General features: G+C 56.8%; 18 protein-coding genes. 10 read left to right on the top strand and 8 right to left on the bottom strand.

Going from position 1 to position 25,468, the window contains the following annotated elements:
• Positions 1-4: 4 nt before the first annotated feature.
• The 8 genes from AC0TNJ_RS18820 to AC0TNJ_RS18785 all read right to left on the bottom strand — a co-directional run bounded on the left by AC0TNJ_RS18820 (position 5) and on the right by AC0TNJ_RS18785 (position 10,957).
• Positions 5-1,153 carry an SGNH/GDSL hydrolase family protein gene (locus tag AC0TNJ_RS18820; protein WP_473772022.1) on the bottom strand — a complete coding sequence of 383 codons (1,149 nt, stop codon included), beginning with the start codon at positions 1,151-1,153 and terminating at the stop codon, positions 5-7.
• The gene (locus tag AC0TNJ_RS18815) at positions 1,150-2,256 is read right to left on the bottom strand and encodes a glycoside hydrolase (protein WP_473772021.1); all 1,107 of its coding nucleotides are present in this window, start codon (positions 2,254-2,256) and stop codon (positions 1,150-1,152) included. Before AC0TNJ_RS18815 ends, AC0TNJ_RS18820 begins: the two co-directional genes overlap by 4 nt.
• Entirely contained in the window at positions 2,253-3,428 is a 1,176-nt protein-coding gene (locus AC0TNJ_RS18810; protein ID WP_473769311.1) for a polysaccharide pyruvyl transferase family protein, read from the bottom strand. Before AC0TNJ_RS18810 ends, AC0TNJ_RS18815 begins: the two co-directional genes overlap by 4 nt.
• A 49-nt stretch (positions 3,429-3,477) precedes the next feature.
• A complete protein-coding gene (locus AC0TNJ_RS18805; RefSeq protein ID WP_473772020.1) occupies positions 3,478-4,671 on the bottom strand; it encodes a polysaccharide pyruvyl transferase family protein in 1,194 nt (397 codons plus the stop codon).
• A 21-nt stretch (positions 4,672-4,692) separates the two neighbouring features.
• Positions 4,693-7,377, bottom strand: coding sequence for a glycosyltransferase (locus AC0TNJ_RS18800; protein ID WP_473772019.1), 2,685 nt, complete (start codon positions 7,375-7,377; stop codon positions 4,693-4,695).
• Positions 7,367-8,872, bottom strand: a complete 1,506-nt coding sequence (locus AC0TNJ_RS18795) for a DUF6212 domain-containing protein (RefSeq protein WP_473772018.1) — start codon at positions 8,870-8,872, stop codon at positions 7,367-7,369. The genes AC0TNJ_RS18800 and AC0TNJ_RS18795 overlap by 11 nt, the downstream gene beginning before the upstream one ends.
• A 249-nt stretch (positions 8,873-9,121) precedes the next feature.
• Positions 9,122-10,342, bottom strand: coding sequence for a glycosyltransferase family 4 protein (locus AC0TNJ_RS18790; RefSeq protein WP_473772017.1), 1,221 nt, complete (start codon positions 10,340-10,342; stop codon positions 9,122-9,124).
• A 45-nt stretch (positions 10,343-10,387) separates the two neighbouring features.
• Positions 10,388-10,957, bottom strand: a complete 570-nt coding sequence (locus AC0TNJ_RS18785; RefSeq protein ID WP_122002472.1) for a MarR family transcriptional regulator — start codon at positions 10,955-10,957, stop codon at positions 10,388-10,390.
• A gap of 199 nt (positions 10,958-11,156) precedes the next feature.
• Between AC0TNJ_RS18785 and AC0TNJ_RS18780 the strand changes: the two genes are divergently transcribed.
• The 10 genes from AC0TNJ_RS18780 to AC0TNJ_RS18735 all read left to right on the top strand — a co-directional run bounded on the left by AC0TNJ_RS18780 (position 11,157) and on the right by AC0TNJ_RS18735 (position 25,467).
• Positions 11,157-12,932 carry a type I secretion system permease/ATPase gene (locus tag AC0TNJ_RS18780; protein ID WP_473769306.1) on the top strand — a complete coding sequence of 592 codons (1,776 nt, stop codon included), beginning with the start codon at positions 11,157-11,159 and terminating at the stop codon, positions 12,930-12,932.
• Positions 12,929-14,344, top strand: coding sequence for an HlyD family type I secretion periplasmic adaptor subunit (locus AC0TNJ_RS18775; protein WP_122002474.1), 1,416 nt, complete (start codon positions 12,929-12,931; stop codon positions 14,342-14,344). The genes AC0TNJ_RS18780 and AC0TNJ_RS18775 overlap by 4 nt, the downstream gene beginning before the upstream one ends.
• Positions 14,345-14,727: 383 nt before the next feature.
• Positions 14,728-15,387 (top strand): calcium-binding protein, encoded by a 660-nt coding sequence (locus tag AC0TNJ_RS18770; RefSeq protein ID WP_122002475.1) that lies wholly within the window; start codon positions 14,728-14,730, stop codon positions 15,385-15,387.
• Positions 15,388-15,523: 136 nt separating this feature from the next.
• Complete coding sequence (locus AC0TNJ_RS18765; protein ID WP_473772016.1) at positions 15,524-17,782, top strand: glycosyltransferase family 2 protein; 2,259 nt, start codon at positions 15,524-15,526, stop codon at positions 17,780-17,782.
• Entirely contained in the window at positions 17,779-18,618 is an 840-nt protein-coding gene (locus AC0TNJ_RS18760) for a class I SAM-dependent methyltransferase (protein ID WP_473772015.1), read from the top strand. Before AC0TNJ_RS18765 ends, AC0TNJ_RS18760 begins: the two co-directional genes overlap by 4 nt.
• On the top strand, positions 18,618-19,877 hold the full coding sequence (locus tag AC0TNJ_RS18755) for a glycosyltransferase family 4 protein (RefSeq protein ID WP_473772014.1): 1,260 nt from the start codon (positions 18,618-18,620) through the stop codon (positions 19,875-19,877). The genes AC0TNJ_RS18760 and AC0TNJ_RS18755 overlap by 1 nt, the downstream gene beginning before the upstream one ends.
• Before the next feature lie 10 nt (positions 19,878-19,887).
• Positions 19,888-20,658: a hypothetical protein gene (locus AC0TNJ_RS18750; RefSeq protein ID WP_473772013.1), complete on the top strand. Its 771-nt coding sequence runs from the start codon at positions 19,888-19,890 to the stop codon at positions 20,656-20,658.
• 98 nt (positions 20,659-20,756) lie between these two features.
• Positions 20,757-22,928, top strand: coding sequence for a glycosyltransferase family 2 protein (locus tag AC0TNJ_RS18745; protein ID WP_473772012.1), 2,172 nt, complete (start codon positions 20,757-20,759; stop codon positions 22,926-22,928).
• Positions 22,925-24,247: a glycosyltransferase family 4 protein gene (locus tag AC0TNJ_RS18740; RefSeq protein ID WP_473772011.1), complete on the top strand. Its 1,323-nt coding sequence runs from the start codon at positions 22,925-22,927 to the stop codon at positions 24,245-24,247. The genes AC0TNJ_RS18745 and AC0TNJ_RS18740 overlap by 4 nt, the downstream gene beginning before the upstream one ends.
• Positions 24,248-24,285: 38 nt before the next feature.
• Positions 24,286-25,467 (top strand): polysaccharide pyruvyl transferase family protein, encoded by a 1,182-nt coding sequence (locus tag AC0TNJ_RS18735; RefSeq protein ID WP_473769298.1) that lies wholly within the window; start codon positions 24,286-24,288, stop codon positions 25,465-25,467.
• The last annotated feature ends 1 nt before the right edge of the window (position 25,468 follow it).

Here is a 25,468-nt window from a genome sequence, read left to right as displayed (position 1 = left end):
CGGCCTATTGGGCAGCTTCCGATAGAATGGCGTTTCCGGCTGCTTGTTTCTCCAGCGACATGACTTTCAGATTGCCCGAAAACAGGATGCCGGTAATTGGAAGTACCGGCTCCGCAGGCAGTTCCTCATGTTGCGTGCTATCCTTGGGAACATGCAGCTTATGTTCCACACCCTCTTCGGCAGCCGACAGGGTAAGCGCAACATTCCCCCGCGCTTCCAAAAGCTTAGCGCCATATAGAAACTCGAAACTCAACATCGAAACGAGGAACTTGTAGGTTCCATCGCGCACGCCTCCCTTCATCATCGCAGCGCGATGCACCTCTCCCCCCATCGCCACATCAAGCGGCGGAATGCGGGGATCACAGACATAACCAAGCGCCAGAAGCTGACCGCCCTCAACCTCGAAGCGCATTTTGTCCAAGCCAAGATCGAGCGCCGAGATCGAGAAACGGCGATTGCTGTATTGCACTGGCACGCGTCCGAGCCGCTTGCACAATTGCTCGCCGCTCAAGGCGCGGGCATTTGCGAAATGGTCCGGATCGATGGCGAATGGCAACGCTTTTGGACGGTTCGGAACCGACAGGGCCGATTCAAGAACATCGGCAATCAAATTCGCAACGATCGTTGTTGAAACCGGCCGCGCATAATGGCCCTGATCGAGATAAAATGCCGGATTGCCCACGACATCGCGGCCATATTGCTGCATCAGCATTCGCGAGACATCAACCGAGATCGTTCCATACCATTGGGAGATGTAATTGATGCCCGCATCGATCGAAGGCACGGAATTCAGAAAGGAGCCATTGCGCGCACCGAACACAAGCGTTGCAATCCGCAAGTTCGGATTGCGTTCAAGCGCGTAGCGGATGATCCCTTCGTAAAACCGCGCCCAATGACGGAATGGACGCCGTTCATCGCCGTAAACAAAAGCATCATTGATTGCATATTCGATCAGCAGCAGCTCGCACTCTTCGAGCTGTTCAAACTGCTTGAGCTGATAAAGACCGAGCGCGCTCGTCGTGCCGCCGACCGCAAGATCGGCGACAATATCGAGTTCCATCCCGCGCCGAGCCATCGTCGACAGAAGTGTGGGCAGATAGCCCGGCAGCATGACGGTGTTGGAACCGCCAATGATTACAGTCTTGAGTTTCATTGCATCACCGTTGCAGCTTTACCGGCTGGCGTCAGCGCGCCGCAGCGCCACACACCATACGTGCTTGCATCCCAATCAAAATAATAGGCGGCTGCGATCTGGCCGCTATCCATCATCTGCCGAAAGCGATCACGCGCCTTCTCGACCAGTTGCTGGCGATTATTGTCATCGGCCGGACAGGCCTTTGAGGTGTTGGCAAAGCCCCATTCCGTGATCCAGCATGGCTTGCCATTGGTTCCGCCGCAGAATGATAGCGCGTTGCTGATATGCTTTGCGCGCGCAGCCCGCGTGCCGCTGCTGCCGGGATAGATGTGGATGCCGTAGCCATCGGCAGCTTCATCCAGACCGTACTTCTTGAGAAGATCGGTAAAGGCGGCAGGTTCGACGGTATCTATCCCCCGCCGGTCCGCATCGATGAAGGGAATATCGGAAAGGCCCGCAGATACGACTTTTGCCTTAGCGCTGTGTCTGGTTTTTGCCAGTTCCCCGCGCACGATGCGCAAAAGTTCGATGTATTTTTCCGCACCTTTTTCGACCAGCGGAAGTTCCTCCATCTCGGCCAAAGAGCGCGCGGTCTTCATCTTCTCCTTGGGCAGAATGGCAAGATCGCCATTATAAGCGCCCCAGTTGATCTCGTTTCCGGGTTCAGCCGCAACTAGAGACACCCCCAGCGCATCGATCTTTTGCAGAGCATCCGCCACCGCCTTTTGGAATCGCTCGGGGGATATGTCGGACAGACGATACATGTCCCAGATACGCCCGCGCCCAGACCGGGGTTTTGTCCCTTCCGGATAAAAATCCGCATTGTTGAGCGAGATTTCGAGCAGGATGGCCAGGCCTTTTTCATGTGCGAGGCGGACGGCATTAATACTTTGATCGAGCGGACGTGTGAGTGACAGACGAACCGCCACCACACCGTTCTTCACCATCTGATCGAATATCTGCTCGCGCTCGGCTGGCTTGAGCCATGCCATATTGACCCGATTGACACCAAAGCGCGTGTCGGCAAGAGCGCCATTGGGCGCGACGGCAAGCAAGGCGGCGCCAAGCAAAGCTGCCATTGCCCCTTTCCTGCCCCCAACACTCTTGCGAAGTTTCATCATCGGATACCGATATCTTTCAGCGCACCGTTAAAATTGGCCTCGCATTCCGAATAGCGGTTGATGGCTGCGGGCACATCGATCTTGGAAAGGAAGTCGCGCAGATATGCCTTTTTCTGCGGTTCGCGGTTCCAGACGCTTGCCTCGATATGCGGAAATCCGACGAAGCCCAGCATTTCCCGCATGCGGTCATCGACAGCGATCATCAGCCCCGGAATCCCCGACTGCATGCCAATGATGGTGCCATGGAATCTGCGGCTCAGGCCGAAATCCTGACTGGAGATCCAGCTGCGCCATTTATGCGTGTCGAAAAACACCAGCAGCTCGTTTTTTCGCTGCCATTTTTCCATATGTTTGTAATCAACGGGCGCGGTGATGCGGCTTGCGGCCTGATCGTAGGCTTCCGCATGATCTTCACCCGCCATGTTCATATTGTAGACGATCACCTCGTCCTGAATGACATAGCTTGCAACGCTGTCCTTTTCGAGCAGCGCGTGCGCATCGACGATCGTATCTGCAACGCTGCCAAGATAACCGCCAAAAGAGATTTTCTGCGCGTCAGCGAGGCTTGGATCGGCCAGGCGGCTCAGTGAGCGCTTCATCTGATCCGGTGCATAATAGAGCGACGGACACCCGGTTGGGCGGACATATTTCATGCCCGCATCCTTCAGGAACTCTTCGGTGAAATGACCGCGTGTAAGAAAGAAGCTCTCCTTGCGGCGCAGGATTTCGAGAAAACGGCGCGTGCCTTCCGGCAGTTCCGCTTTAAGGTTTTCCTTCTTCTGAATGCCGATGCCCATGACGACAATCGGCATGTTCAGCTTTTCGAAGACAAAGGATTCCGTCGTGGCCGCATAGCCGGGACGCAGAAGATTGGCCGAAGCGAACAGGCAGAGATCGAAGCTCTCGTTGAGTTCCGCATAGGTATCCGGCGAATTGAGACTGTTCGCCAGATGCCAGAACGGGACATAGGTCACATCATGGCCGCGCACCGCGTTGGCCGCGCCCTCACCGATGAGATAATTGCCGGTATTGGCAATCTTCTTGACCTGATCGATCACATCCTTCTTTGTGCGGATGGGCTCGAAATAGGGGCGATGCTTCACTCTTGCCCCGGAAACGCTTTCGACGGTCCGCATCAAATATGACGGAATGCCGGTGATCATTATGCGCATGGTGATCCATCTTCGCTGGAATTAAGGAACTGTTGAAGAGAGCCTGAGGTCAGCCGATGCCGATTTCTGAAAGCACGCTTCGGAAATTGCGTTCTCGCGCCGAGTAAGTTTCAATGACTTCGGGAATGTTCATCGCGGCGATGTGGTCGCTGACGAAAGCCCGCCTGTCGTTGGCGGCGTTGAGATCGCGCGCATCGATCTTCGGCAATCCGGAGAAATTGAGCATCTCGCGCATACGGTCATCGACGGCGACCATCAGGCTCGGCACGCCAGCCTGCATGGAGATGACATTGCCATGGAAGCGGCGACCGAAGGAAAAGTCCATGGTCGAGCACCAGGCGCGCCATTGATTGGTATCGAGGAAGGCGTGAACACTCACCTTCTTTTTCAGATCGCCCGACCCCTTATAGGTGAGCGGGCCGACCAGCTCGCCGGTGGTTGAATCGTAGGCGCGGCCATTGGCATCGGATTCGAGTTGCATGTCGAAATGCAACAGCTCATCCTGAACCACATAGGCTGAACGTCCGTCATCGGAACCGAGCGCATTCATATCGCCGATGGTTTCGAGTTCCGCTCCCATGTAGCCGGTGAACACGGTGCGGCCCTCGCCCACCTTCACCTCCGGCAGGCGACTGATCGCCTTGCGCATATTGTCCGGGCGGAAATAAAGCGATGGGCAGCCGACCGGTCGGACATAGGAAAAGCCCTGATCGCGGAGATAGCCGGCTGCATTTTCGCCCCGCGTAAGAAAATAGTGTTCGCGGCTTTTCAGAACTTCCAAAAGCTTTTTGGTACCCGCCGGCAGGCCGTCCTCACTTTCAATATCGGGACGGTTCTGAATGCCGATGCCAAGCATGACAACGGGCATATCGAGCTTTGACAGAACAAGCGCTTCCGCATCTGCCGATAGGCCCTTGCGCAGGAGGTTTGCGCAGGTAAAGACGCAGATATCGAACTGCTTGTTGATCTCTTCCAGACCCGTTCCATTATTGACGCAATTATAGAGGTGCCAGAATGGAATGTGCTTGGCGGTCGGCAGAAGCGCTGTCATCGCCCCTTCGCCGATCAGATAATTACCCGTATTGGAGATGTTCTTCAGTTCCTGGATAAAATTATCTCTGGATTCGGAATCCCGCTGCTTTTCCGAATAATAGACCTGCGCCTTGTCCGCACGCTGGATGAGGCGCGTCAGATGGCTCGGAATGCCCGTGACGAGGATTCTTGGGTTGGTTGGGCGGCTCATAGGTCGACCTTTCTGGTATAATCAGGCAACTGCGCGGCCGGGGAGAACGGCGGTCGCGCTGGCATCGTCTGCAACATCCGGCTGGGAAGACCGGGATTTCGGATAAACGGGGCGTATTTCGTTCGCCCAATCGGTAAATTCGGAGAAGGCCGAGCTCCATGTGCGGTGGGCCGCTGAAGCGAGGGCACCTTCGGCAGTTCGCAACAGAGCTTCGCGATCTTGTGCTAGGATCGTCAGGATGCGCGTCATGTCGGAGACAATCTGCGCATCGTTGCCATTGCGGATGAGAATGCCATCGCGTCCGTGATTGATGAGCTCATCGACGGCACCGACGGCTGTTGCCACCGGCACGCAGCCAAGCTGCTGCGCTTCGGCGATCATCAGCGGTGCGCCTTCCCATCGCGACGGCATCAGCAGAACATCGGCCCATGCCAGATGGTTGGCAATGTCCTTGCCGTCGAAAACCGGCGGCGAGACTTTAACGCCTGCATCCTTCAAACGTGTCATCCAGGATGCACTCGGATCGTCGGAAAGAATTTCGCCGCCGATGGCCTGCGCTTCGAACGGAATGCCCTGCTCTTTCAGCTTGACGATTGCGTCGTGCAGCCGGTCGATGCCCTTCTGACGGTCGAGACGGCCCATATAGAGGATACGCATCGGTTCGCCCTTGCGGCCCTGCTTGCGCGCTGCGGTGACTTGCTCCCGCTGTTTTGTATCGATTGAAAAACTGGCCCCGTTTGGCACCGAAAACACTTTTTCATATGGTACGCCGAAGCTGTGCAGATAGATTTTCAGCTGATCCGAACAGGTGAGAAAAGCGTCATAGGCGTGTTCGAACGCGATCGCCGCATAGGGCTGGCCTGCCTGACGGCGGAAGACCGTTTCGTCCACCACATGCAGATAGCAGGCGGTGCGCGTGCCTTCCGAGCGCAGCTTGCCCATCAGCGGATGCGCTGCCATGACATGGTTGTTCACCACCAGATCGAAACCGGACAACTGCCCGCGCAGAATGCTCCAGTCGAGCGGGTGATCCTCGGTGATGAAATCCTGCCCGAGAAAGCGATTTGTGTCGCCCCAGGCGGGAATGCCATCCTTCCAGAAATGAAGATAATCGAAGGACTGGTCGAACTCATCGAGCACGTCCATCCGTTCATTGCCAAGCACGAACAGATGGGTTTCAAACCCCTGGTTCTTCAACTCACGACCGGCGGCATAGGCAACCTTTTCCGCCCCTCCGAAAGAGGCGTTCGGCACCAGAACGGCAGCCGTCTTTTTCCTTGCCGGGTTATGCGCAAGCGGCAAAACGGGCCCGCCACCAAGTTCGCTGCGCAGCACCTGATACATTTCGGAAAGGGCCGGCAGGCGACGCGGACGCCATGTCCAGCGTGTGGCTGCACTCTGCTTCAGCGGGCTTGTTGCAATTGATGTCACCAGATTGAGCATCGACTGCTCAGGCCGCGACAAGGCCCGGCGCTGACGCACCCGCGGAAACGGGAAACGTACCTTCATTCGCGCCGATGTGGGCCATAATTGCTGCGTACCCAACGAAGCGAACCAGTCCAGTGCATCGTTTTCGATGATTTCCTTGATCAGTCGGGTTGAAACGAAAAGGAGATCGGCATGTGGCTGCCGCGTACCCGACGGCATGATCTCCGTATCGATCCGCCGCTCGTCTTCCACATTGGTGAGTTCCACAAAGACGATATTGGCCTGTTCCGCCAGCCTCTCAAGCCGTGACAGGATATTCGGCAACAACCGCGAACGTGCCAGAAGTTTCAGCGTTTCTGTGTTGGACGAGGCAAGAAACGGCGGGAAATGGAAATTATCCGGCTCCGAAACACTGCCCCAAAATGCGCGGATCGCATCATCGAATTTGAGATCGGTAGTGCCAAGGCTGAAGTCGGTGAAAAGGCTGACCGTCCCCTCGCCTGCGCGGATCACGCCATAACGCGGGCATTCCTCATGCTCGAAACCCACGAGTGTCGGGCGACGAAACAGCGCCTTGTGTCGCTTGCGCAGGAAACTGATCGAGCCGGAGCGGTCGCGATTGGCCTCCTTGAAGCGGCTTTCCGCGCGCAGGCGATATTCAAAGCCGGTATCATGGCAAGGCGTCCCGACGAACCCCGCTTCAATCGCCGAAAGCCAGAACTCCCAGTCCTCGAAACCATTTTGCCGGTCGTCATCGAAACGCACACCGCTGCGAAAAACCTCTGCGGAAATCATCGATCCCGTATCGCAGATATTGTCCGTGATGCAGTGGATCAGCCGCGAATAGCTGTTGCCATAATGTGCGCGCCAGTTGACGGAGAAAGTGTCGATATTGGTATAGACCCAGCCAGCATTCGACGCCAATAGCTGGCGGTAGAGCGTGTCGATGGTGTGCGGCTGCACCCGGTTGTCGGAATCGACGAAATAGACCGCCTTCACATCCGGCATCTCTTCGAGAATATAGTCCACGGCACGGTTGCGGGCGCCGCCGGGACCGGCATTCTCGCCAAAGATGACGTGGATATTGGAATGTGCTGCCGCATAGAGCGTCAGGCTGTCGAACACTTCACGGCGCGGATCTCCGTCCACCGACACCACGATCTGTGTGCGGAAAACCGTCTCTGATGCGAGAATGGTTTCCAGTGCTTCGAGCGCCAGCGCCGCATGGCCGTAGAGCGGCATGGCAACGACGATCAAATCCTTCGACCTATCGTACATTCGCAGCCTCTTTGACCAATTCCTGACCGGGCTGGGCTTCGATGTGCTTGACCAGCCGGAAGTTGAGGACCTTGAGCCACGAAAAGTCGACGGAATCCGCAGCTGCCTTGCTCAGAACAACGAGGTCCATTGTCCGGTCGACCGGTCCTTCAAGCATGAAGTTGATATCGATCGGGCGATTGGGTGCGACTTCCGACCAACCGCTGAACAAAACCTGTTGGCGTCGGCGGTCGAGATTGGAAATCGCGTCGATTTCTTCCTTCACATCTGATGCCAGATTGACCAGCAAAAGGCCGACCGCGCAGGGCTGTCCTTCCGGATGGTCGATCACTGCCCGCGCAGAAACGCGGACCGTTCCCGGCGCGACCACCCGTCGGATTGCGGCTGCGGTGACGCCTTCCTCAAGCGGGTGACAACCGATGGCATCCTCATGTTCCAGAAAACGCACGGTCGGAAAATCTGGAGTAATGGGGGTCACGGACACGTTGGCCACGTTGCGCAGCAGTTCAACCGGCAGACGATAGTCGTCAACCTTTCGGCCATTGATCAGCGCAGTCGGCACGATGGCATTCGGCAACGATGCCGGACGCACACCCGGCAAGCCGGTAAAAATCCGCAATGCGAGCGGGCGCATGTCGAGATCGGCATGCGGAATGCGAGCCCGCGCCGCATAACGCTCGTTGGCGATCACATTGCCCAGCGACAGTTCCGGCGGAACTCCGCCCGAGGCGGAAATGCGCAGGCGCAGCGTCCGATGGCCACCGTCACATGCCTTGGGAAGCGAAAAGAAGTTCCATTCCGAATGCAACGTGCCGTAAGGCACCAGCCACTCGGCAATTCCTTCGCCATTTTCAAGATAGTCCAGCGTCACGATCAACTGGCCATTGCGATTGGCCGGGAGGTCACGGAAATGGAGAGCAAAACCGGAAACGGCATAGCTCGAAACCGGGAAAAGCTGCTCGATCTCCGATTCGCGCAGCAGCCGCGCAAAGCCTTCGTCCTTTGGATCGACCAGAGGGGCGTGGCTGAAAATCTCCGTTGAGGAATCCCAGTTGCGAGCGTGAAATGCGTCTTCAATCGCCCGATAATTCTCAAACATGGTCTCGCGCTCGCGGCGCAGCATTGCGAGTTCGGTGTGAACCTTGCTGACATGGCCGACAAGACGATCCAGGCTATTTTCGAGCAACTGCGTAACCAGCAGCGGAGCGGTTTCGGGCGATGCTTCATCGACACGCACAACGGGTAGTTCGGGAATGGTGCTCAGACGATAGATCTGCTGCAGAACCGTCTTCAGTTCGTTTTCGCCCTCTTGCGAAGCAGCGACCGCAATGAGTGGAAATGTATTTGCCAGACGAAGGCGTTTTCCGTCTCCTTCGACAAAGGTCGTCAGCTCGCCCAGAGACGTCGCTTCCAGCGCTTCACGATCACGCATCGAAGCAATGGCATATCGGCGGGATTTCCGCGCCGAGATCGCAGGAAGTGGTGTGCTCAACATAATCATCCATTGTGTGATGGCCGACTTGGGAGTCTCGGCCTGCACCTGCAATGAGAAAATACAGAGTATGTATTGTCAACAGTCTTATAGCATCAACTATATGATAATATTGCGAATATTTGGAATGAATTTAATTCGAAATTTGAAACAATATGAATATATATTTCGACAATAGCGTAAACACGCAGAAATACGCAGTTTTATATTTAATTGTAAGGACTTGAGTGCCCGATTGTCGCCACATATGGCCTACCGGCCATTCAATACTGCATCGATCAAGGTTTTTTGCTGGCGTAAACAATCCGACAACTTGAACCGGGTTTCGACGGTTCGGCGTGCTGCCGCCCGCATCTGTAGACATGCGTCGGGATCGCGAAGCACGTTCATGATCACTTCCGCCAGCACGTCCGGCTCAAAAAACGGTACAAGCAATCCGTTTTGGCCCGAGCGGATCAACTCCCGGACCGGCGGCGTGTCCGAACCGATGATGAGCGCGCCGCATGCCATCGCCTCCACGACCGACCAGGACAGGACGAACGGATAAGTCAGATAGATGTGGGCAGTCGATATCTGATAAAGTTTCCGCAGCTGGGCATGGGGGATCGTGCCGGGGAATACGATGCGATCCGGCGGCAGATCGAAATTCCTGACGAGATGCTCTCGCCACGAACCGCCGCCGGGCGGCGGCGTTCCATAGCTGACGCCATCACCGCCGACGAAAACGAAAATCGCGTCGTCGTTTTGGCGAATGACCTTGGCCGCCGCTTCCAGCGCTTGCGGAAAGCCGCGATAGGGTTCGAGATCGCGCGCAACGAATGTGATGACGCGCGATTCTCCCGCTTTCAGCGTCCGCCCGTCTGGCAACTGAATCGTTGCATGACGGTCCGGATAGAAAAGTTTTGTATCCACCCCTTCGTGAACCACCGCGATACGATTCTGCACGGAATGCGGGTAGAGGCTTTTTTGCCAGTGCGTCGGGCTGAACCCGCCGTCGATACCCTCAAGGGTAACAAGCTGCGCCATATTGCGCAGACGCAAGCGCTTGCGGGTTTCAATGTCTGGCCGGTCGCCCGGTACAAAGCCCACATCCGCGCCATTCGCGCGGTAGAAGAACTCGCAATAACCGAGTGCAGGCACCAAGGGCAGTACGTCCTTGACGAACATCATGCTGCCCCAGCCAATATGACCGACAACGATATCGGGCGCCTGTCCGTGATGGGCCATGGATTCCAGGGTTTCGGCCACGCGGTACCCGATCCTCGTGTGATGATCGGGTACTTCCAGATATCTGGCCATCGCACCGCCGGTGCGAGGACCAGATTCCACTCTGTGACGGATGACGCGGACCGCTGGGAGGCGACGGTCCACTGTCTCGCAGATCAAGCTTACATCATGTCCGCTGGTAGCCAGATTCTCGGCTAGCGCAGCGAATTGGCCGAAGCCACGCCTGTGCACAAATGCTATACGCATGTTACAAAACGTGCTCGACCGACAGCCAAAAACCGCCGCAACACATCAGATGCCAAATCGTGCGGCATTGCCCCACACGAGTTCCAGCCGGTGCAGTGTCTGATAGGCAATCTCCAGATTCTTGAGATCGTCATCATCCCGGGTGAGGATATGGTTGTAGGAGCGGCTTGCATTGCGCAAGCTTGCACACAGCCGTTCACCCTTGTCCGTCAGGCGGATACGAGCGGACCGTTTGTCCCTCTGCGAGGTAACACGATCGACATAACCGCCGTCGGTAAGCTGCTTAAGATAATAGGAAATGTTGGAACCGACATAATGTCCGCGATCCAGTAATTCACCCACAGTGAGCTCGACATCGCCGATAGCCATCAGAACCAGGGTCTGGGCCGGGCCGATATCTTCCACGCCCAACTTCGTCAGCTCGGTTTTAAGCAAGCTCACAAAGCGGCGGTTCACTCGTTCTATCATCCGGGCCAGTTCGAAATGCGTGATAACGACTGTATGAACCGGATGTCTGCGTTCCTGTTTTTCGGCGGTAACTTCAGGAAAATCAACGGCAGTAAAGCCATCGACTGATGTTTCGACTTCCACTCCCTCGTGTAGAAGTTTTTGCATCTTTTGCTCTCCATTTTCAATTTTACTTCAAATTTTGAAGAAATTTGCAGTTATATTTTCCTTGCTCCTTTCGCATTTCCCCGCCGTAAGAACCTTTTTTCTGTCACATTCTCTGCAGTATTACTTTACTGAACTTGAGAACTAGCACACAGTTTTTAGGGATATCCGCCACCTGTGACCATTCCAAGGCAGATAGCGTATGAATGATACTCGCGAAATCAACTCGATTGGCAAGAGCCCTGCGCACAAAAAGGGGCAGGACGATTCGGTAACTACGCCGAAAGGCCTGATTTTCAAGGCCCGCCGCGTTTTCCTGTCGGGACTACTTTATGCAGTGCTGCTGAGCGCCTGTATCAATTTGCTACAACTCACTGTACCTCTCTATATGTTGCAGGTTCATGATAGGGTGCTCAACAGCCGAAGCATGGATACGCTCACCATGCTCACCGTGCTCGCTGTTGGCGCCATGCTGGTGTTCGGCGTGCTGGAGTTTATCCGGTCGCTTTCCTTCCAGGCCATGGGCAGCGCGCTTGTGCGCCGCCTCAATCTCGCGGTTCTGACCGCCGCCGTACAGGCCTCCGTGAATCAGGGCATGCCGAAAGCGACTCAGACGCTGCGCGATCTCAACGAACTGCGCAGTTTCCTGACGTCGCCCGCCATCAACGCCCCGCTGGATGCAGCTTGGTCGCCCATCTTCCTCGGCGTGCTATTCCTGCTTCATCCAATGCTGGGCGTAATCGGCCTTGTCGCCGTCATCATTCTGATCGCATGCGGCGTGCTGACCGACCTCCTTACTCGAAATCTGATTCAGGAGGCGAATCAAGCCAATATCGAAGCGGTGTCGAAGATTGGCAGCAGCTTGCGCCATGCCGAGGTCATCGAAGCAATGGGCATGCTCCCCGCGTTGGCTCGTCGCTGGCGCACGATGCAGGTTCAGGCACTCGAAGTGCTCGACCTTGGCGGAACACGCGCCCGCGCCTTGTCCTCGATTGCCCGCACGGCGCGCTTCATCATCCAGATCGGGTCGCTCGGAATAGGCACGCTCCTTGCCATGCAGCAGGAAATCACACCCGGCGCGATGATTGCGACCAGCATCATCATCGGTCGCTTGCTGATGCCGTTCGACCGAATCGTGGAAAACTGGCGTCAGTGGGTCAGTGCCATCGCCAGCTGGAAGCGCGTCCAATCATTGCTTTCTGAAAATCTGGCGGTACGCCAGACCATGCCTACCCCGCGCCCCAATGGCGACCTTGTGATCGACAAGCTGATCTATGCCGCGCCCGGCGTGGACGTCCCGATCATCAAGGGCATTTCCTTCTCAATTTCACCAGGTGAGGTGCTGGGGATCGTCGGCCCGTCCGCCGCAGGCAAATCGACGCTTGCCCGACTGCTGATCGGCATCGTCAAGCCCACCTCCGGCGGCGTTTTCCTCGACGGCAATAATGTTTACCTGTGGGAACGCGGTTCTTTCGGAGAGATTGCGGGCTACCTGCCGCAGTCTGTCTCGCTGCTGGATGGAACCATCAAGGACAATATCGCCCGCATGGGTGACAGCGATCCGCATCGCGTACTGGAAGCTGCGCGTCTGGCCGATGTGCATGAAATGATCGGCCGCATGCCGCTTGGCTACGATACCCCGGTCGGCGACGGTCGCCTGACATTGTCCGGCGGACAGCGCCAACGAATCGGCCTTGCCCGCTGCCTTTACAACCGTCCACGTCTGATCGTTCTCGATGAACCGAATTCGAACCTCGACGCCGTCGGTGAACGCGCCCTCATCCGGGCCGTCGAACATGCTCGCGATGACGGAGCCATTGTCATCATGATCGCACATCGCCCGTCTATCATGCAGGTCGCCGATAAGCTTCTCGTGCTCGAAAACGGGCGCATCTCGCAGTTCGGTCCGCGCACCGATGTCGTCGCCTCACTGACACCCGCCAATAATGGCCCGCAAATGGGAGCCGCAAACGCATGATGGGTAAATCGGTTATTCCTCGTCGTGTTTCCAGCCTGCTCGCTCCGCGTGCAGAATCGTCGGATCACAAGGCCCTCACCCGTTTCGGCAGCGTCAAACCTGAATGGGCGCTCGACCTTGAGCGGGAGGATTCGCGATCTCCTTTGCGCGGCCTCATCATCGCAGGCCTTGCCACTATCGGCGTCGCTTTTGGCGGATTTTTCGCCTGGGCCTACTCCGCCAATCTGGGAAGCGCTGCAGTCGCGATGGGCACAGTCATTGTCGATTCCAAACGCAAGACCATCAGCCATCTTGAGGGCGGTATTCTGGATCGCCTGCTGGTGCAGGAAGGCGATATCGTCAAGGTCGGCCAGCCCCTTCTCCGGCTCGATGACACCAAGGCACGTTCCGATCTCCAGTCGCTCGAAAGCCGACGCATCGGCCTGATCGCAAAACTGGCCCGCCTGCGCGCCGAGCAATCGGGCGAAAAGGAAATCAGTTTCCCGGAAGGCTTCGCCGATGGTGGCGAGAACGCGCTAAACGCCATCCGCGCCGAAAACATCTTTTTCCAGAAGCGGCTTGCGCAGAAACTGAGCAAGATCGACATTCAACAAAAGACCATCGAGCAATATACGGAGCAGGCCAAGGCCTCGACCGCGCAGATCGCTGCCACAGATCGGCAGATCGCGCTCATCAGCGATCAACGCAAGGCGATTGCCAGCCTCGTTGAAAAAGGGTTCGCCCAGAAATCGAAGCTTACGGAAATCGATACGCGTCTCAGCCAGCTTGCCGGCGACCGTGGCGAATATGCCGGTGACAAGGCAAAAGCCGAGCAGGCAAAAGCCGGCGCCGAATTCGCGCTGACCGGCATCGAAAGCGATCTCCAGTCGGAAATTGCAGGTGAAATCACGTCGAGCCAGGTCGAACTTTCCGATGTGCAGGAGCGCATCGTTGCCGCCAAGGATGTGATGCGGCGCGTCGAAGTTCGCTCGCCGCAGGACGGCATCGTCGCCAATATCCGGCTGCGCACGCCAGGCGGCGTGATCGCTCCCGGCGAGGCAATCATGGATATCGTTCCGGAAAACGAACCTTTGGTCGTAGAAATGAAGATCAGCCCGCGCGACATCGACAGCATCTCGGTCGGTGCGGGCGCCCAGATACGGCTGACCGCCTATAATCAACGCTCGATGGCGCCGCTCGATGGCAAACTGACCTATATTGCCGCCGATCAGTCACTCGATGAAAAGACCGATACTGCATTTTTCGTGGCGCGAGCGGAAATTACTCCGGCATCGCTTGCCGCCAATCCGACTGCCCGACTTTATCCCGGCATGCCTGCCGAAATAATCATCGTGCACAAGGAACGCCGCGCCATCGATTATCTAGTTTCACCGATCACGGATAGTTTGAACCGGGCATTCCGCGAAGATTAATAAATAGAGAATTTCAAAGTAAAATTCCATCAGAGGTTGAAGCTCCAGAAGAACGCAGCGCCGTGCATGAATGTCATGCGCGGCGCTATCATTTTGAAAACTTTTGTATTTCTCCGTCCATTAATCCAATATTTCAAATTTGGAACTAGTTTCCGTATAAATACAATCTAAATAAAAATTATACTGACGATAAATATAATACATATTTCTGTTTATAAAACTGTAATATAAATTAATCGTAATAATTTGTTACTTATGGCAGACAAAATTATACCAATTACCGATGTTGCAATTCCATTTAATGCAGAGCAGACTACTAAGAGCATAATGGTCGGAGCATTCCGGCTTGTGGAAACCCCATATAGGAACACAAGGAGAAGCAGATGGCCACTTTAGAAGGCGGCGCCTACGACGACGTGTTGTTCGGCTCCCGTTTTGACGACTTCATCCGCGCCCATGGCGGTGATGATCTCGTATTCGGAGGCGATGGCAACGACACTATCTTCGGCGGCAACGGGAGTGACATCCTTTTCGGCGGCACGGGCAATGACACCCTGTTCGGCGAAAACGGGAATGACATTCTCTTCGGAAATGAAGGAAACGACGTCTTGAGCGGCGGCAATGGCAGTGACGTGCTGTATGGCGGCAATGGAGATGACATTCTCCAGGGCGGCAACGGCTCCGACCTGCTTTATGGCGGCGCGCATAATGACATTCTCTACGGTGGGAACGGCAACGACATCCTCGATGGCGGTGCAGGAAACGACGTTCTCATCGGTGGAAATGGCAGCGATACATTCCTGTTCAACGGTGGCGGCGGAAACGACGTCATTCTCGACTTCAATCCCGGTGAAGACATTCTGCAGATTCAGAAGGGCATCAATGGCCTTGATATCTCTTCCGCAGACGATCTTGCCGACCGTGTCACGCAGGTTGGTGGCAATGTCGTTGTCGATCTCGGCAATGGCGACACCGTTACACTCGTGAACACCAATGCAGATGACGTACAGGCTCATCCCGACCAGTACTTCACCGTTCACTAATTGAACAATTGAGAGCGTGCCCGGCATTCCTCCCGCCGGGCACGTTTCGTCTTTACCGGGCACGCATCTTCCCCAGTTTTGCGTGCCCGGACCTTCCTGCAAGCCGAAATTCCTGCAAGAATGAAAGGGCCTCACATTGAACCTCGACCATTCGGCGGACACTGAAAGCAAAACCGAGAACCTCTCCATTTGCCGCCTCTGCGCCGATGTCGCTGTGGTCATCTGGGATATTCCAGGCCCGGCTCGTACAACCACCAAATGCAAATTTGAAATGCCGGTTCAGCCAGTTCCGCTGCTGAGTGTCGGCATTCCACTCGAAAATGGCGGCCTGCGCATGTTCTGGGCCATGCGCACAGGCACTGAACCTGCCGAACTTTCGCTTTCCGCAGGCTCCCTTGGTCCGACTACTCAGGCTGTTGTCTATCCGGCCAGTGAACTTGCCCCCTTCGACGTCGAGCATGTCGTTAGCGAACTTACCCTGCCCGGACATATCAAGCTTCTGACCACCATTCTGACTACGTGGCGCAGCACTTTCCGGCTTTCGCGAAACCAGACTTTCGCATCCCTCGTGCGTGACCTGACTTTCGCATTGACGCCGGAACCGCGCGAGGCCCAGCATTGCGGCGAACCGGTTCAGGGACACCATCTCCTTGAAACAGCGGTCGACCCAATGCTGGGCGAGATTTCCGCCATCTATGGCATCACCTCCGGCAGCGTGATGGTTATTCCGCCACGCTTTGTCGTGGGCAAGCAAACGCGCAATGCCTGGCAACCTTGCCATTTTCTGCTGGAAGCACCGCAGGATCTGCCGTCTTCGCTGTTGCTGGTGCTCACCGGCCAGAAAGGCGTTGCCGTTCGCAAGCTTGCGAATACTGGCGAACCGACAGATTTTGCCAAATGGTGGACCAAATGGCAGGGTAATGGCGCATTGCGCGAATTTCTGGTTCGCCAGCTTGGCAAACTCAGCCCGGCGGGGGCCGCAGTTGCCATTGACCTGCAAACGCGCGCGCCGTTGCCCGTTCGCCAGATCGCGCAGTCTCCCAGCCATCCCGCAGCGGAAATCGACCTCGCTCTGGCGCTCGACGGCGGCTTGATCGTGGGCGGATGGATGTATGATCCCGCCGCCATGCTGGCGGATATCGAATATCTCCCGGAAAACGGAAGCGCGCTGTCGCTGAAGCCGAACTTTCACAAATTTCCGGGCAAGATAGCCAAGCGCGAAGATGCACCTCAGCAGGATGTGACAGGCTTTGTCGCCTGGCTTCCTTCGGTACAAAATCTCGGGCCGCTTTTGCAGCCACGGTTCCAGTTGCGCCTTGCATCGGGCGCGACCGCGCCTCTCGTGCCCGCACCGCAGCCCTTCGAGCCATCCGCGCAGCGCAATCGCATTTTGCGATCCGTACCGCCGCAACAGGCAAGGCCACACGTCTTCTCGCGTATTCTGGGACCAGCCCTCACAGAAGTAGAGAAGAAGCTCGCCGCAACAGTGCACATATCCGAGGTTAAGGAATACGGAACGACGCCAGCCTCGCCGCTCGCATCCATCGTTATCCCGCTTTATCGCAACCTCGATTTCCTGCGTTTCCAGTTTTCATCCATGGCAACCGACCCATGGCTGCTGGAAAACGCAGAGTTCATCTTCGTGCTGGATTCCCCAGAAATTCAGGACGACACCGAGCACATGCTGGGCGGGCTGCACATTCTGCATGGTATGCCGTTCAAGCTGGCGATCATGAACCGCAATGGCGGCTATGCGCGTGCCTGCAATGCAGGGGCCAGCATTGCGACCGGAACGACCATCGTCATGTTGAATTCCGACGTCGTGCCCGCCGAACATGGCTGGTTGCAGCAACTGATCCAGCCATTGTTCGACCAGCCGAAGCTCGGAGCAATCGGCCCTCGCCTTCTGTTCGAGGACGGCTCGCTTCAACATGCCGGGCTTTATTTTGCGCGTGACCGCCAGGGCATCTGGCTGAACCACCACTATTACAAGGGCATGCCGGGCAACTATCCGCCGGCACTCCGGTCCCGCGAAGTTCCGGGCGTCACCGGCGCCTGCCTCATAACCCGCAAGGATATCTTCGATCTCGTCGGCGGTTATACGGAGGATTATGTCATCGGCGATTATGAGGATAGCGATCTTTGCCTGAAGATCAGGCAACTCGGCTTCCAGATTTTCTACGAGCCTTCCGTAGCGCTTTACCATTTCGAACGCCGCTCGATCCGTCGCAGCGCGGATTACATGCGCGGCCTCGCCAGCCAATATAATTCCTGGCTCCATACACAGCGCTGGGACGACGACATTACCGAGTTGATGGCCCAGCCACGGGAACAGGAGCGCACAGTCGACCTGTCGAATGTGATCATGACAAAATCTGAAAGGAGCGCCGCTTGACGGACGTGGTAGCGCTGAAACAGCCAGAACCTGAAGCCAAACCAGCAATACCGGATGCACAGATCGACTGGCTGATGCAGTCTGTTTTGACGAACCGTTTTCTACCCTCCCCCGATCCGAACAGCGTGTTCGTCGGCGATGGAGATTATCGCGCCGTTGGGGCAGAGTTCCTCGGACACTTCATTCGCAAGGGCGGACTTCGGCCCGACGCGCGCGTACTCGATATCGGTTCCGGCATCGGACGCATGGCAGTGCCGCTGACGCAATATCTCAACCCGGCCAAAGCCCGCTATTCCGGCATCGATCCCGTGGCAGGCGGCGTAAACTGGTGCCGCCAGAACATCACGTCGCGCTATCCGAATTTCGAGTTTCGTCACATCGATATCGCCCATGACCTCTATAATCCCAAGGGTGCAGTGAACGGGCTCAGCCTTGTCCTGCCATTCGCGGACAACAGTTTCGATTTCGTCATCATGACATCGGTGGTCACGCACCTGCCATCAGACGAGGTCAAGACCTATCTCGATCAGGTCTCCCGTGTGCTTGCGCCGGGCGGGAAACTGTTCATGACGGCTTTCGTGGTGGATGATGTGGCTGCACGCGACCGTCATGGCAAACGTGACAGGCGGCTCGCATTTGAGCGCCATGGCAGCGGGCCATGCTGGTTCGTGCCGGAACTGCCGCCGCTTGCTGCTGTGGGATTTGAAAACGGCTTCCTGGATCGTGCACTTGCCGGGGCCAAGCTAACGCTCGAAACAAAATCCTTCGGCCATTGGCGCGGCATTGAGGCGGATCACTATCAGGATATTTTCATCGCTTCGCGAGGTGCTGCCTGATGGCCCAGCGCGTTCTCATTGCAGCCCACAACCATCCGTCGCTCCATCCGGGCGGAACGGAAATTTTCGCGCACGATCTGTTTCGGGCCTATCAGCGCGCCGGTTGCGAAGCCATGTTCATGGGCGCCACCAACAAGGTGCATCGCGAAGCCCGCCCCGGCACGAGCTTCCAGAGTATCGGCAATGGCGGCGATGAAATCCTGCTCTGGTCGGGTCACTTCGACCGTTTCTACATGAGCCAGATCGACCTTTACGGGATCGTTCCGGACATTGTGGAACTGCTGAACGATTTCCGACCGGATGTCGTTCATCTGCATCATCTGCTTTTGCTCGGGGCCGAATTCCCGCATATCGTGCGCCGCACTTTGCCGGATTGCCGTATCGTGCTGACTTTGCACGACTATTATCCGATCTGCCATCACGATGGATTGATGGTCCGCACGACCGGCAAGGAACTTTGCCATGGGGCAAGCCCTGACCGCTGCCATGCCTGCTTCAAGGACATTGCGCTCGATAAATTCGTGCTGCGTGAACGGCATATCAAATCGCTTTTGAGTGCTGTCGATGCGTTCGTTTCGCCGAGCGAATTTCTCAAGCAGCGTTACGTCGAATGGGGCATTGCGGAGGAACTCATCAGCGTCATTCCCAATGGCCAGCCGGAACGTCCAGCGGTCGCAACCCGGCAGGTGGAGCGCAGCAAGCCTGTTTTCGGCTATTTCGGCAATCTCAATCCGTGGAAAGGCACAACGGTCCTCCTTGAAGCCGCACAGCAACTCATCTCGGAGGGTTTCGATTTCGAATTGCGGGTGCATGGCGCGGCACCGTTTCAAAGCGAAAGCTTCGTCAGTGAAATTGATCGGCTCTTTGCCGAAACCTCGCCTTTTGTCCAGCGTCGGGGTGCCTATCGCCGGGAGGATATCGCCCAACTGATCCAGGCCGTCGATTGCGCAATCATGCCGTCGATCTGGTGGGAAAATGCGCCCCTCGTCATCCAGGAAGCACAAGGACAGAACCGTCCCGTCATATGCAGCAATATCGGTGGAATGGCCGAAATGATTGAACATGAGGTCAACGGCCTCACTGTTCCGCCGAATGATCCGCTGGCACTCGCCCAGGCGATGCGCCGAATGGCGGAAAACCCGGATTTGCGCCAGTCGCTCAGTGACAATGCGCGTCATCCGGACACCATCGACACCACGGCGGCACGCTATCTCGATCTGATCGGGACATTGCGTATCGCGCGTGTCGAGGCAGCATGAGAGGTAAATCATGAACATCGCGACCAAAGTTCCATCCGAGGGGGAAGCAAAGCAGGCCGCAGCGCCGAACGCCGCAGCCGGACCTCAAAGGACCGAAGCCATGAAAGGACGCGTTGATGCCATTGAGGAAGGCCGACTCTATGGCTGGGCCTTCGATCCTTCTATCCCGACCGAGCGGCTTCTGATCCGTGTTCTGCTGGACGACAAGCCTATCGCGGAGGCCCCCGCCGACAAGGATCGCCCCGATCTCAAGCGCAACGGTATCGGCGACGGCAAACACGCTTTTGAAGTGATGTTGCCGCAATTCGCCGCCGCGCGGGCGGGCGAACTCGTCGTCGTTGCCGCAAACGCGGCTGGCACCGAACAGAAGCTGCGCGTACCAAAGCCCGACGAACAGGCCGCCGAAGCGCTTATCGCCGCGCCTATGACACGTATTCTGGACAAGCTCGACATGCTGATGGCGGCGCAACGCCAGCTACAGGTCAATCAGCGATCCTTGCAGCGCGTTGCGCCAACCCTCGATGCATCGGGCAATGCCGCCCCGGCGGAATTGCTGGACATTGCCAGTTCCGTCGATGGCCTGCGCACCGATCTTCATCAGCGCATGACGGAGCTTGATGTGCACATCATGCGCATGGACGGTGTTGTCGCCGGATTGGAACAGCGGATGGAAGATGTGCGTAAGCGCAGCAGCGGCGACATCAAACTCCTGTTCATGCTGATGTTCGTCATGGCAGGTTTCGTCGCCGGTGCCCTTCTCACCCTTGCGGTCATGCCCTGAAGGGAGGTCTCATGGCGCAAGACGAAAGACCTACCACGCAGCATCCTGCAAGACCTGCCCGGTCTCCCGATCGTCCTCCTATGATGATGGAGGGTGAAATGGTGGTCGGCAGCGTGATTGAGGACACGCTGGTGCTGGTACTCGGCATCGGCAGTGCCACAAACGACCAGGTGACAGCGTTCCTGAATGGCGACCCCGCCATGAGCGTAAAGACGAGCCTGGTCACGTGGCCGCTCAAGGAGCCTTCACCTGCCGGAACACATGGTTTCGTCGCCATAGTGCCTACGGCTGCTTTGCGCCGTGGCGTCTTGAAGACGATCATGTTCCAGCATCGGGCAAAGGTCGCTCGTTACAATTTTGCTTCACGCTCGGCTTCCATCGCCGATTTTGTCGCCATGATCGGCGATCTTGCGGGACCGAGCCTGCCAGGCGTCATCGATGAGCTGGTGGAGGGGCTGATCTCCGGCCCCATCAGTCGCAAGAAACTTTCTGCCATCACCGTTCTGTTGCAGGCGGGAGCCCGTTCAGATGGCTGCATTGAACTCATCGGCGGCAGCGACGAGGGCGAGATTTTCGTTCAGGGCTGGGCACAGGACCTGACGCCCGCCGTTACCCGTCTGCTGATCAGCGGCAAGACTCCTTCGCTCGCCGAATGCGCAATCAGTGTCTTTGCACGGCCCGACCTGAATGATGAAGCTTCCGGGTTTGCCGGTCTTCTGCTTGCCAATGAGCCTGTCGAACCCACTGATATCGAGCGACTTCTGTTTCGCGGACGAAGGGGCTGGCGTTTTACCGAAGTCTATGACCGCAGGCTCTTGTCCGGCTCCCGCGAGACACCCGGCCATATCCGGGCGATCCTGCCAAGGGTACGCAGCTCGACGGATATTCTGCTGCGCATGCGTTCCGCCGCAAACCGCTTCGACGGTGCCGACACGGTATCCGGACTTCCCTTTCCCGTGAGAATGGGAATAGACAATGTGTTCCGGGTTGAAGGCAGCGGCATGCTGGTTTCCGGCTGGCTGCTTGATCCCGACAGCCATGTGGAAAGCGTGAAACTGCGCCGCCATCGCGGTGAAATCCAGATCGACACGACCTGGACCCGCATCGACCGACCAGACGTCACCCGCGAATTCGACAACCAGCCGCCCTTCAATGCAGGTCTTGACCCCAGCCGTCATGCCCATGGTTTCGTCGCCTTCGCGCCGGAACTTGCCGGTGACAGCACCGCGCCGTTTTATCTCGAACTTGCGATCAGCGATGGACGGCGCGCCTTCTTTCCATTGACGCCAACTCGCGTGACTTCGCGAGATGCCATTGTCCGGCAAATCCGCGCCACTGACCCAAATGCATGGGCTTTGCGCCATATTGTGGACCAGCAGCTCGTGCCATTGCTGCGCGGCGTCAACCGGCCCGCACCGGAAGTTTTTGGTGTTGTCGATCTCGGCCCCTTCGAAGATGCGATAGGGCCTGCAATCATCATCGGCATTGACGAACGCGTCGAGGAAGTTGAGCCTTTGCTGGCGCTACTCGCGCTCGACCCTGAAACCCGCATCGCGCCGATCGTGATCGCCGCTGCGACCGAAATCATTGACCGCGTGGGCGTACAGATCAGGCGTCTTGCGGATTTCTACCGCCTGCGCATCCGGCTCGTTTCCGCCACCGGGTCGGAAGACCTTTACGATGCGCTGGAAGTCGGAGCCCGCACAGTTTCAACAGATCAGGTCATCTTTCTGGCCGGGTCGCTGTTGCCGCGCCGCGCCGGTTGGCTGAACAAGCTCGTCAGCGCCTATGAAGCGCACAAGGACTGCGTTCTGTCTCCCACCCTCGCCTATGAGGATGACTCAATCCGCTGGGCGGGAACCTGGGTCGCAGGACCGCAATCCGGCATGTCGGCAGACCGCGCACTGATCAGCCGCTATGCTGGTTATCCCATCGATGCGGTTTCAGGCATGTCATTGACGGAAGTCGCAACGGCTACGTTCGAATGCTGCATTCTTCCACGCGAAGCCCTGTTTTCGGTCGGCGGCTTCACGCGCGGCTATCTCGGCACCCACGAAAAGGGACTGGATCTCGGATTGAAACTGAAACAATCGGGCCTGCGCTCCTATTGGTTGCCTTCAGCACAGATGTTGGGAGCGGATGACACATCCGTCACCGATAGGGCATCCACCATCGCCCTCATCGAGCGCATTGACCGGCAGGTCTTCGATGCACGATGGTCCTCTATTCTCGCCGGTAGACGCAAAATACAGGTGGAGGAACCCGCATGAGCGATAAACTCCGCGTTCTCGTCATCTCTCACGCCCACCCGTCAATCTCGCTCGGTGGCGGTGAAATCGCTTCCTACAATCTGCACAAGGGGTTGAATGCTGTTCCGGGCGTCCAGTCGGTCTATCTGGCGCGTACCGCCCACCCGATCCCGCGGCACGGCACGACGGCACTCATGAGCATGCGACGCGCCAGCGACGAAATCCTGTTCCATGCCGATGAATACGATCACTTCTATCTGTCGAACAAGAACACCGATGAAATCCGCCGCGACCTGCTGCGCTTCGTCCGCGATTTCGACCCGGACATCGTGCATTTCCATCACGTTCTGGGCCTCGGGCTGGAAACGCTCTACGCCATTCGCGAAGCGCTGCCGGATCGCATCATTCTGGTGACGTTTCACGAGTTCCTGTCCATCTGCAACAATGACGGCCAGATGGTCAAGGCAGGCACGTCCAAGCTCTGCAATGAGGCATCTCCCATCGATTGCCACGCCTGTTTTCCGCAGATACCGCCCGCGCGTTTCCTCAAGCGGGAACGCTTTGTGCGCGGCATGCTGGAACTGGCCGACGCATTCGTCTCGCCGAGTGAATTCCTTGCCAATCGCTATCTCGAATGGGGCCTCAACCCTGACAAGATGGCGGTCATAGAGAACGGTATCGCTATCCGCGACGTTACCCCTCCACGTGAACTGACCGGCCCGAACCCGCGTCGTAGCCGCTTTGCCTTTTTCGGTCAGATCAATCCGTTCAAGGGCATTGATGTACTGGTTGATGCCGTATCGCGTGTACCGGAACAGGTATGGGGTGAGGATTCCCGCCTGATGATCTTCGGTGGCAATCTGGAAAAGCAGCCGCCTGCTTTTCAGGAACGCATGCACAAGCTGATTGAGGAGGCCGGCCCGCGCGTACGTTTCTACGGCGCTTACCAGAATGCTGAAATGCCGCGCCTCATGCAGTCGGTCGACTGGGTAGTCATGCCTTCCATCTGGTGGGAAAACTCACCCATCGTCATTCAGGAGGCCCTGCATCATCGCCGCCCGGTCATCTGCTCGAACATCGGCGGCATGGCGGAGAAAATCCGCGACGGCGAAGACGGCCTGCATTTTCGTGTGCGCAGCGCAGAAGACCTGGCCGACCGCTTTACAGAGGTGCTGAGCGAGCCGACCATATGGGACAGGTTGCACAATTCCATCCGCAATCCGGTCCACTATGTCGACTGCGCAAAGGAGCATCTTGATCTTTATAACCGGCTGCGGGAGTCAAAACCGCGCAGACAGAAACCGGCAGTTTCTGAAACTGCTCTTTCTCAGGCAAGCTGAGCCTGGCTTGCCTGTATCTTTAGAAGAAGGAAGACCGTATGGCACGCGCCCTCGTCATGATCCCTGCGGGAGAAGTGTACGATCACGACAATGTCCGCTGGTATCGTCATACTGACGTTCAGGGCAGCATCAATCATTATCACAATATCGGCGATGCATTCGTCTTCGAGTCATCGTTGAAGCTGATGAATTACGAGAAGGTCTCCGAACTCCCGATCACCAATTTCTCGCCGGAGAAGATCGATCAGCTGCGTGAAGAATATGATTATGTGATCCTGCGCGGCTCGAACTATATCAACAAGGATATGAACTGGCGTGACACGATCCCGGTCTTGCAGCGGCTGAAACTGCCGGTGATTGCATTCGGCGTCGGCGCGCAGGCACCAGTCAGAGGGGAAATACAACTTTCCGAAGAGACGAAGGCGGTCCTGCGCATCATCGCGGATTCCACGACGTCCATCGGCGTGCGCGGCGCTTATACGGCGCAAGTTCTCAACGATATCGGCATTCGCAATGTGCGCATCGTCGGTTGCCCGACCGCATTTCGCCGCAACAACCAGCATCTGCGCATCAAATTGCCGCCGCTGGAAAACGTTGCCCAAGTCGGCGTTACGGTGCGCCGCGAGGTCTCACCGGCCTATGCGCAGGATATCGAGCAATATCTGACCCGCCACCGCAATCTCATCAAATCCATGGCCGAACGCTTCGATGTGACATTGATGGCGCAAGGCGAGATCGATGAAAAGAAGATGGTCTTCGGCACGGCGGAGCAGAAGGAGGAGGCCATTGCGGCCCTCAAGAACCATCGCTGGACGGCAGACTGGTATTTCGACGAGACGATTGAAAACCTCTATCGCCATCGCATGTTCTATTCGGATGTCGTAGCCGATTACGAAGAGCTGGTGCGCAGGCAGCAGCTTGTTCTCGGCTATCGCCTGCACGGCAATCTGATGGCGCTCGCCAATGGCGTTCCGTCCATCTATTTCACCTATGACAGCCGTACGGCGGAATTTGCTGAGACCTACAAGATACCGAGCTATGATGTCTTCAGCGACAAGCCATTCCAACTGGAAGACTACTGGGACCAGTCGCTGTTCGATAAATATAACCGGGCATGGTTCGAGACCTATGCCGAGATGAAGCAGTTTCTCGATGAAAACGGTGTCGACAACAAGATGACGGAAACCGGTCTCCCGATCGCTGAACTGAAAGTCGCCTGAA

The sequence above is a fragment of the Ochrobactrum sp. PL_is483 genome (assembly GCF_055816855.1).
This window is presented reverse-complemented; position numbering and strand designations above follow the sequence as displayed.

Excerpts from the sequence above, each read along its gene's own strand:
- AC0TNJ_RS18775 (WP_122002474.1), top strand. The coding sequence starts at position 12,929 with ATGATGGGTAAATCGGTTATTCCTCGTCGTGTTTCCAGCCTGCTCGCT.
- AC0TNJ_RS18770 (WP_122002475.1), top strand. The coding sequence starts at position 14,728 with ATGGCCACTTTAGAAGGCGGCGCCTACGACGACGTGTTGTTCGGCTCC.
- AC0TNJ_RS18795 (WP_473772018.1), bottom strand. The coding sequence starts at position 8,872 with ATGTTGAGCACACCACTTCCTGCGATCTCGGCGCGGAAATCCCGCCGA.
- AC0TNJ_RS18785 (WP_122002472.1), bottom strand. The coding sequence starts at position 10,957 with ATGCAAAAACTTCTACACGAGGGAGTGGAAGTCGAAACATCAGTCGAT.
- AC0TNJ_RS18820 (WP_473772022.1), bottom strand. The coding sequence starts at position 1,153 with ATGAAACTCAAGACTGTAATCATTGGCGGTTCCAACACCGTCATGCTG.
- AC0TNJ_RS18740 (WP_473772011.1), top strand. The coding sequence starts at position 22,925 with ATGAGCGATAAACTCCGCGTTCTCGTCATCTCTCACGCCCACCCGTCA.
- AC0TNJ_RS18790 (WP_473772017.1), bottom strand. The coding sequence starts at position 10,342 with ATGCGTATAGCATTTGTGCACAGGCGTGGCTTCGGCCAATTCGCTGCG.
- AC0TNJ_RS18750 (WP_473772013.1), top strand. The coding sequence starts at position 19,888 with ATGAACATCGCGACCAAAGTTCCATCCGAGGGGGAAGCAAAGCAGGCC.
- AC0TNJ_RS18755 (WP_473772014.1), top strand. The coding sequence starts at position 18,618 with ATGGCCCAGCGCGTTCTCATTGCAGCCCACAACCATCCGTCGCTCCAT.
- AC0TNJ_RS18815 (WP_473772021.1), bottom strand. The coding sequence starts at position 2,256 with ATGATGAAACTTCGCAAGAGTGTTGGGGGCAGGAAAGGGGCAATGGCA.
- AC0TNJ_RS18745 (WP_473772012.1), top strand. The coding sequence starts at position 20,757 with ATGGTGGTCGGCAGCGTGATTGAGGACACGCTGGTGCTGGTACTCGGC.
- AC0TNJ_RS18735 (WP_473769298.1), top strand. The coding sequence starts at position 24,286 with ATGGCACGCGCCCTCGTCATGATCCCTGCGGGAGAAGTGTACGATCAC.
- AC0TNJ_RS18800 (WP_473772019.1), bottom strand. The coding sequence starts at position 7,377 with ATGTACGATAGGTCGAAGGATTTGATCGTCGTTGCCATGCCGCTCTAC.
- AC0TNJ_RS18810 (WP_473769311.1), bottom strand. The coding sequence starts at position 3,428 with ATGCGCATAATGATCACCGGCATTCCGTCATATTTGATGCGGACCGTC.
- AC0TNJ_RS18805 (WP_473772020.1), bottom strand. The coding sequence starts at position 4,671 with ATGAGCCGCCCAACCAACCCAAGAATCCTCGTCACGGGCATTCCGAGC.
- AC0TNJ_RS18780 (WP_473769306.1), top strand. The coding sequence starts at position 11,157 with ATGAATGATACTCGCGAAATCAACTCGATTGGCAAGAGCCCTGCGCAC.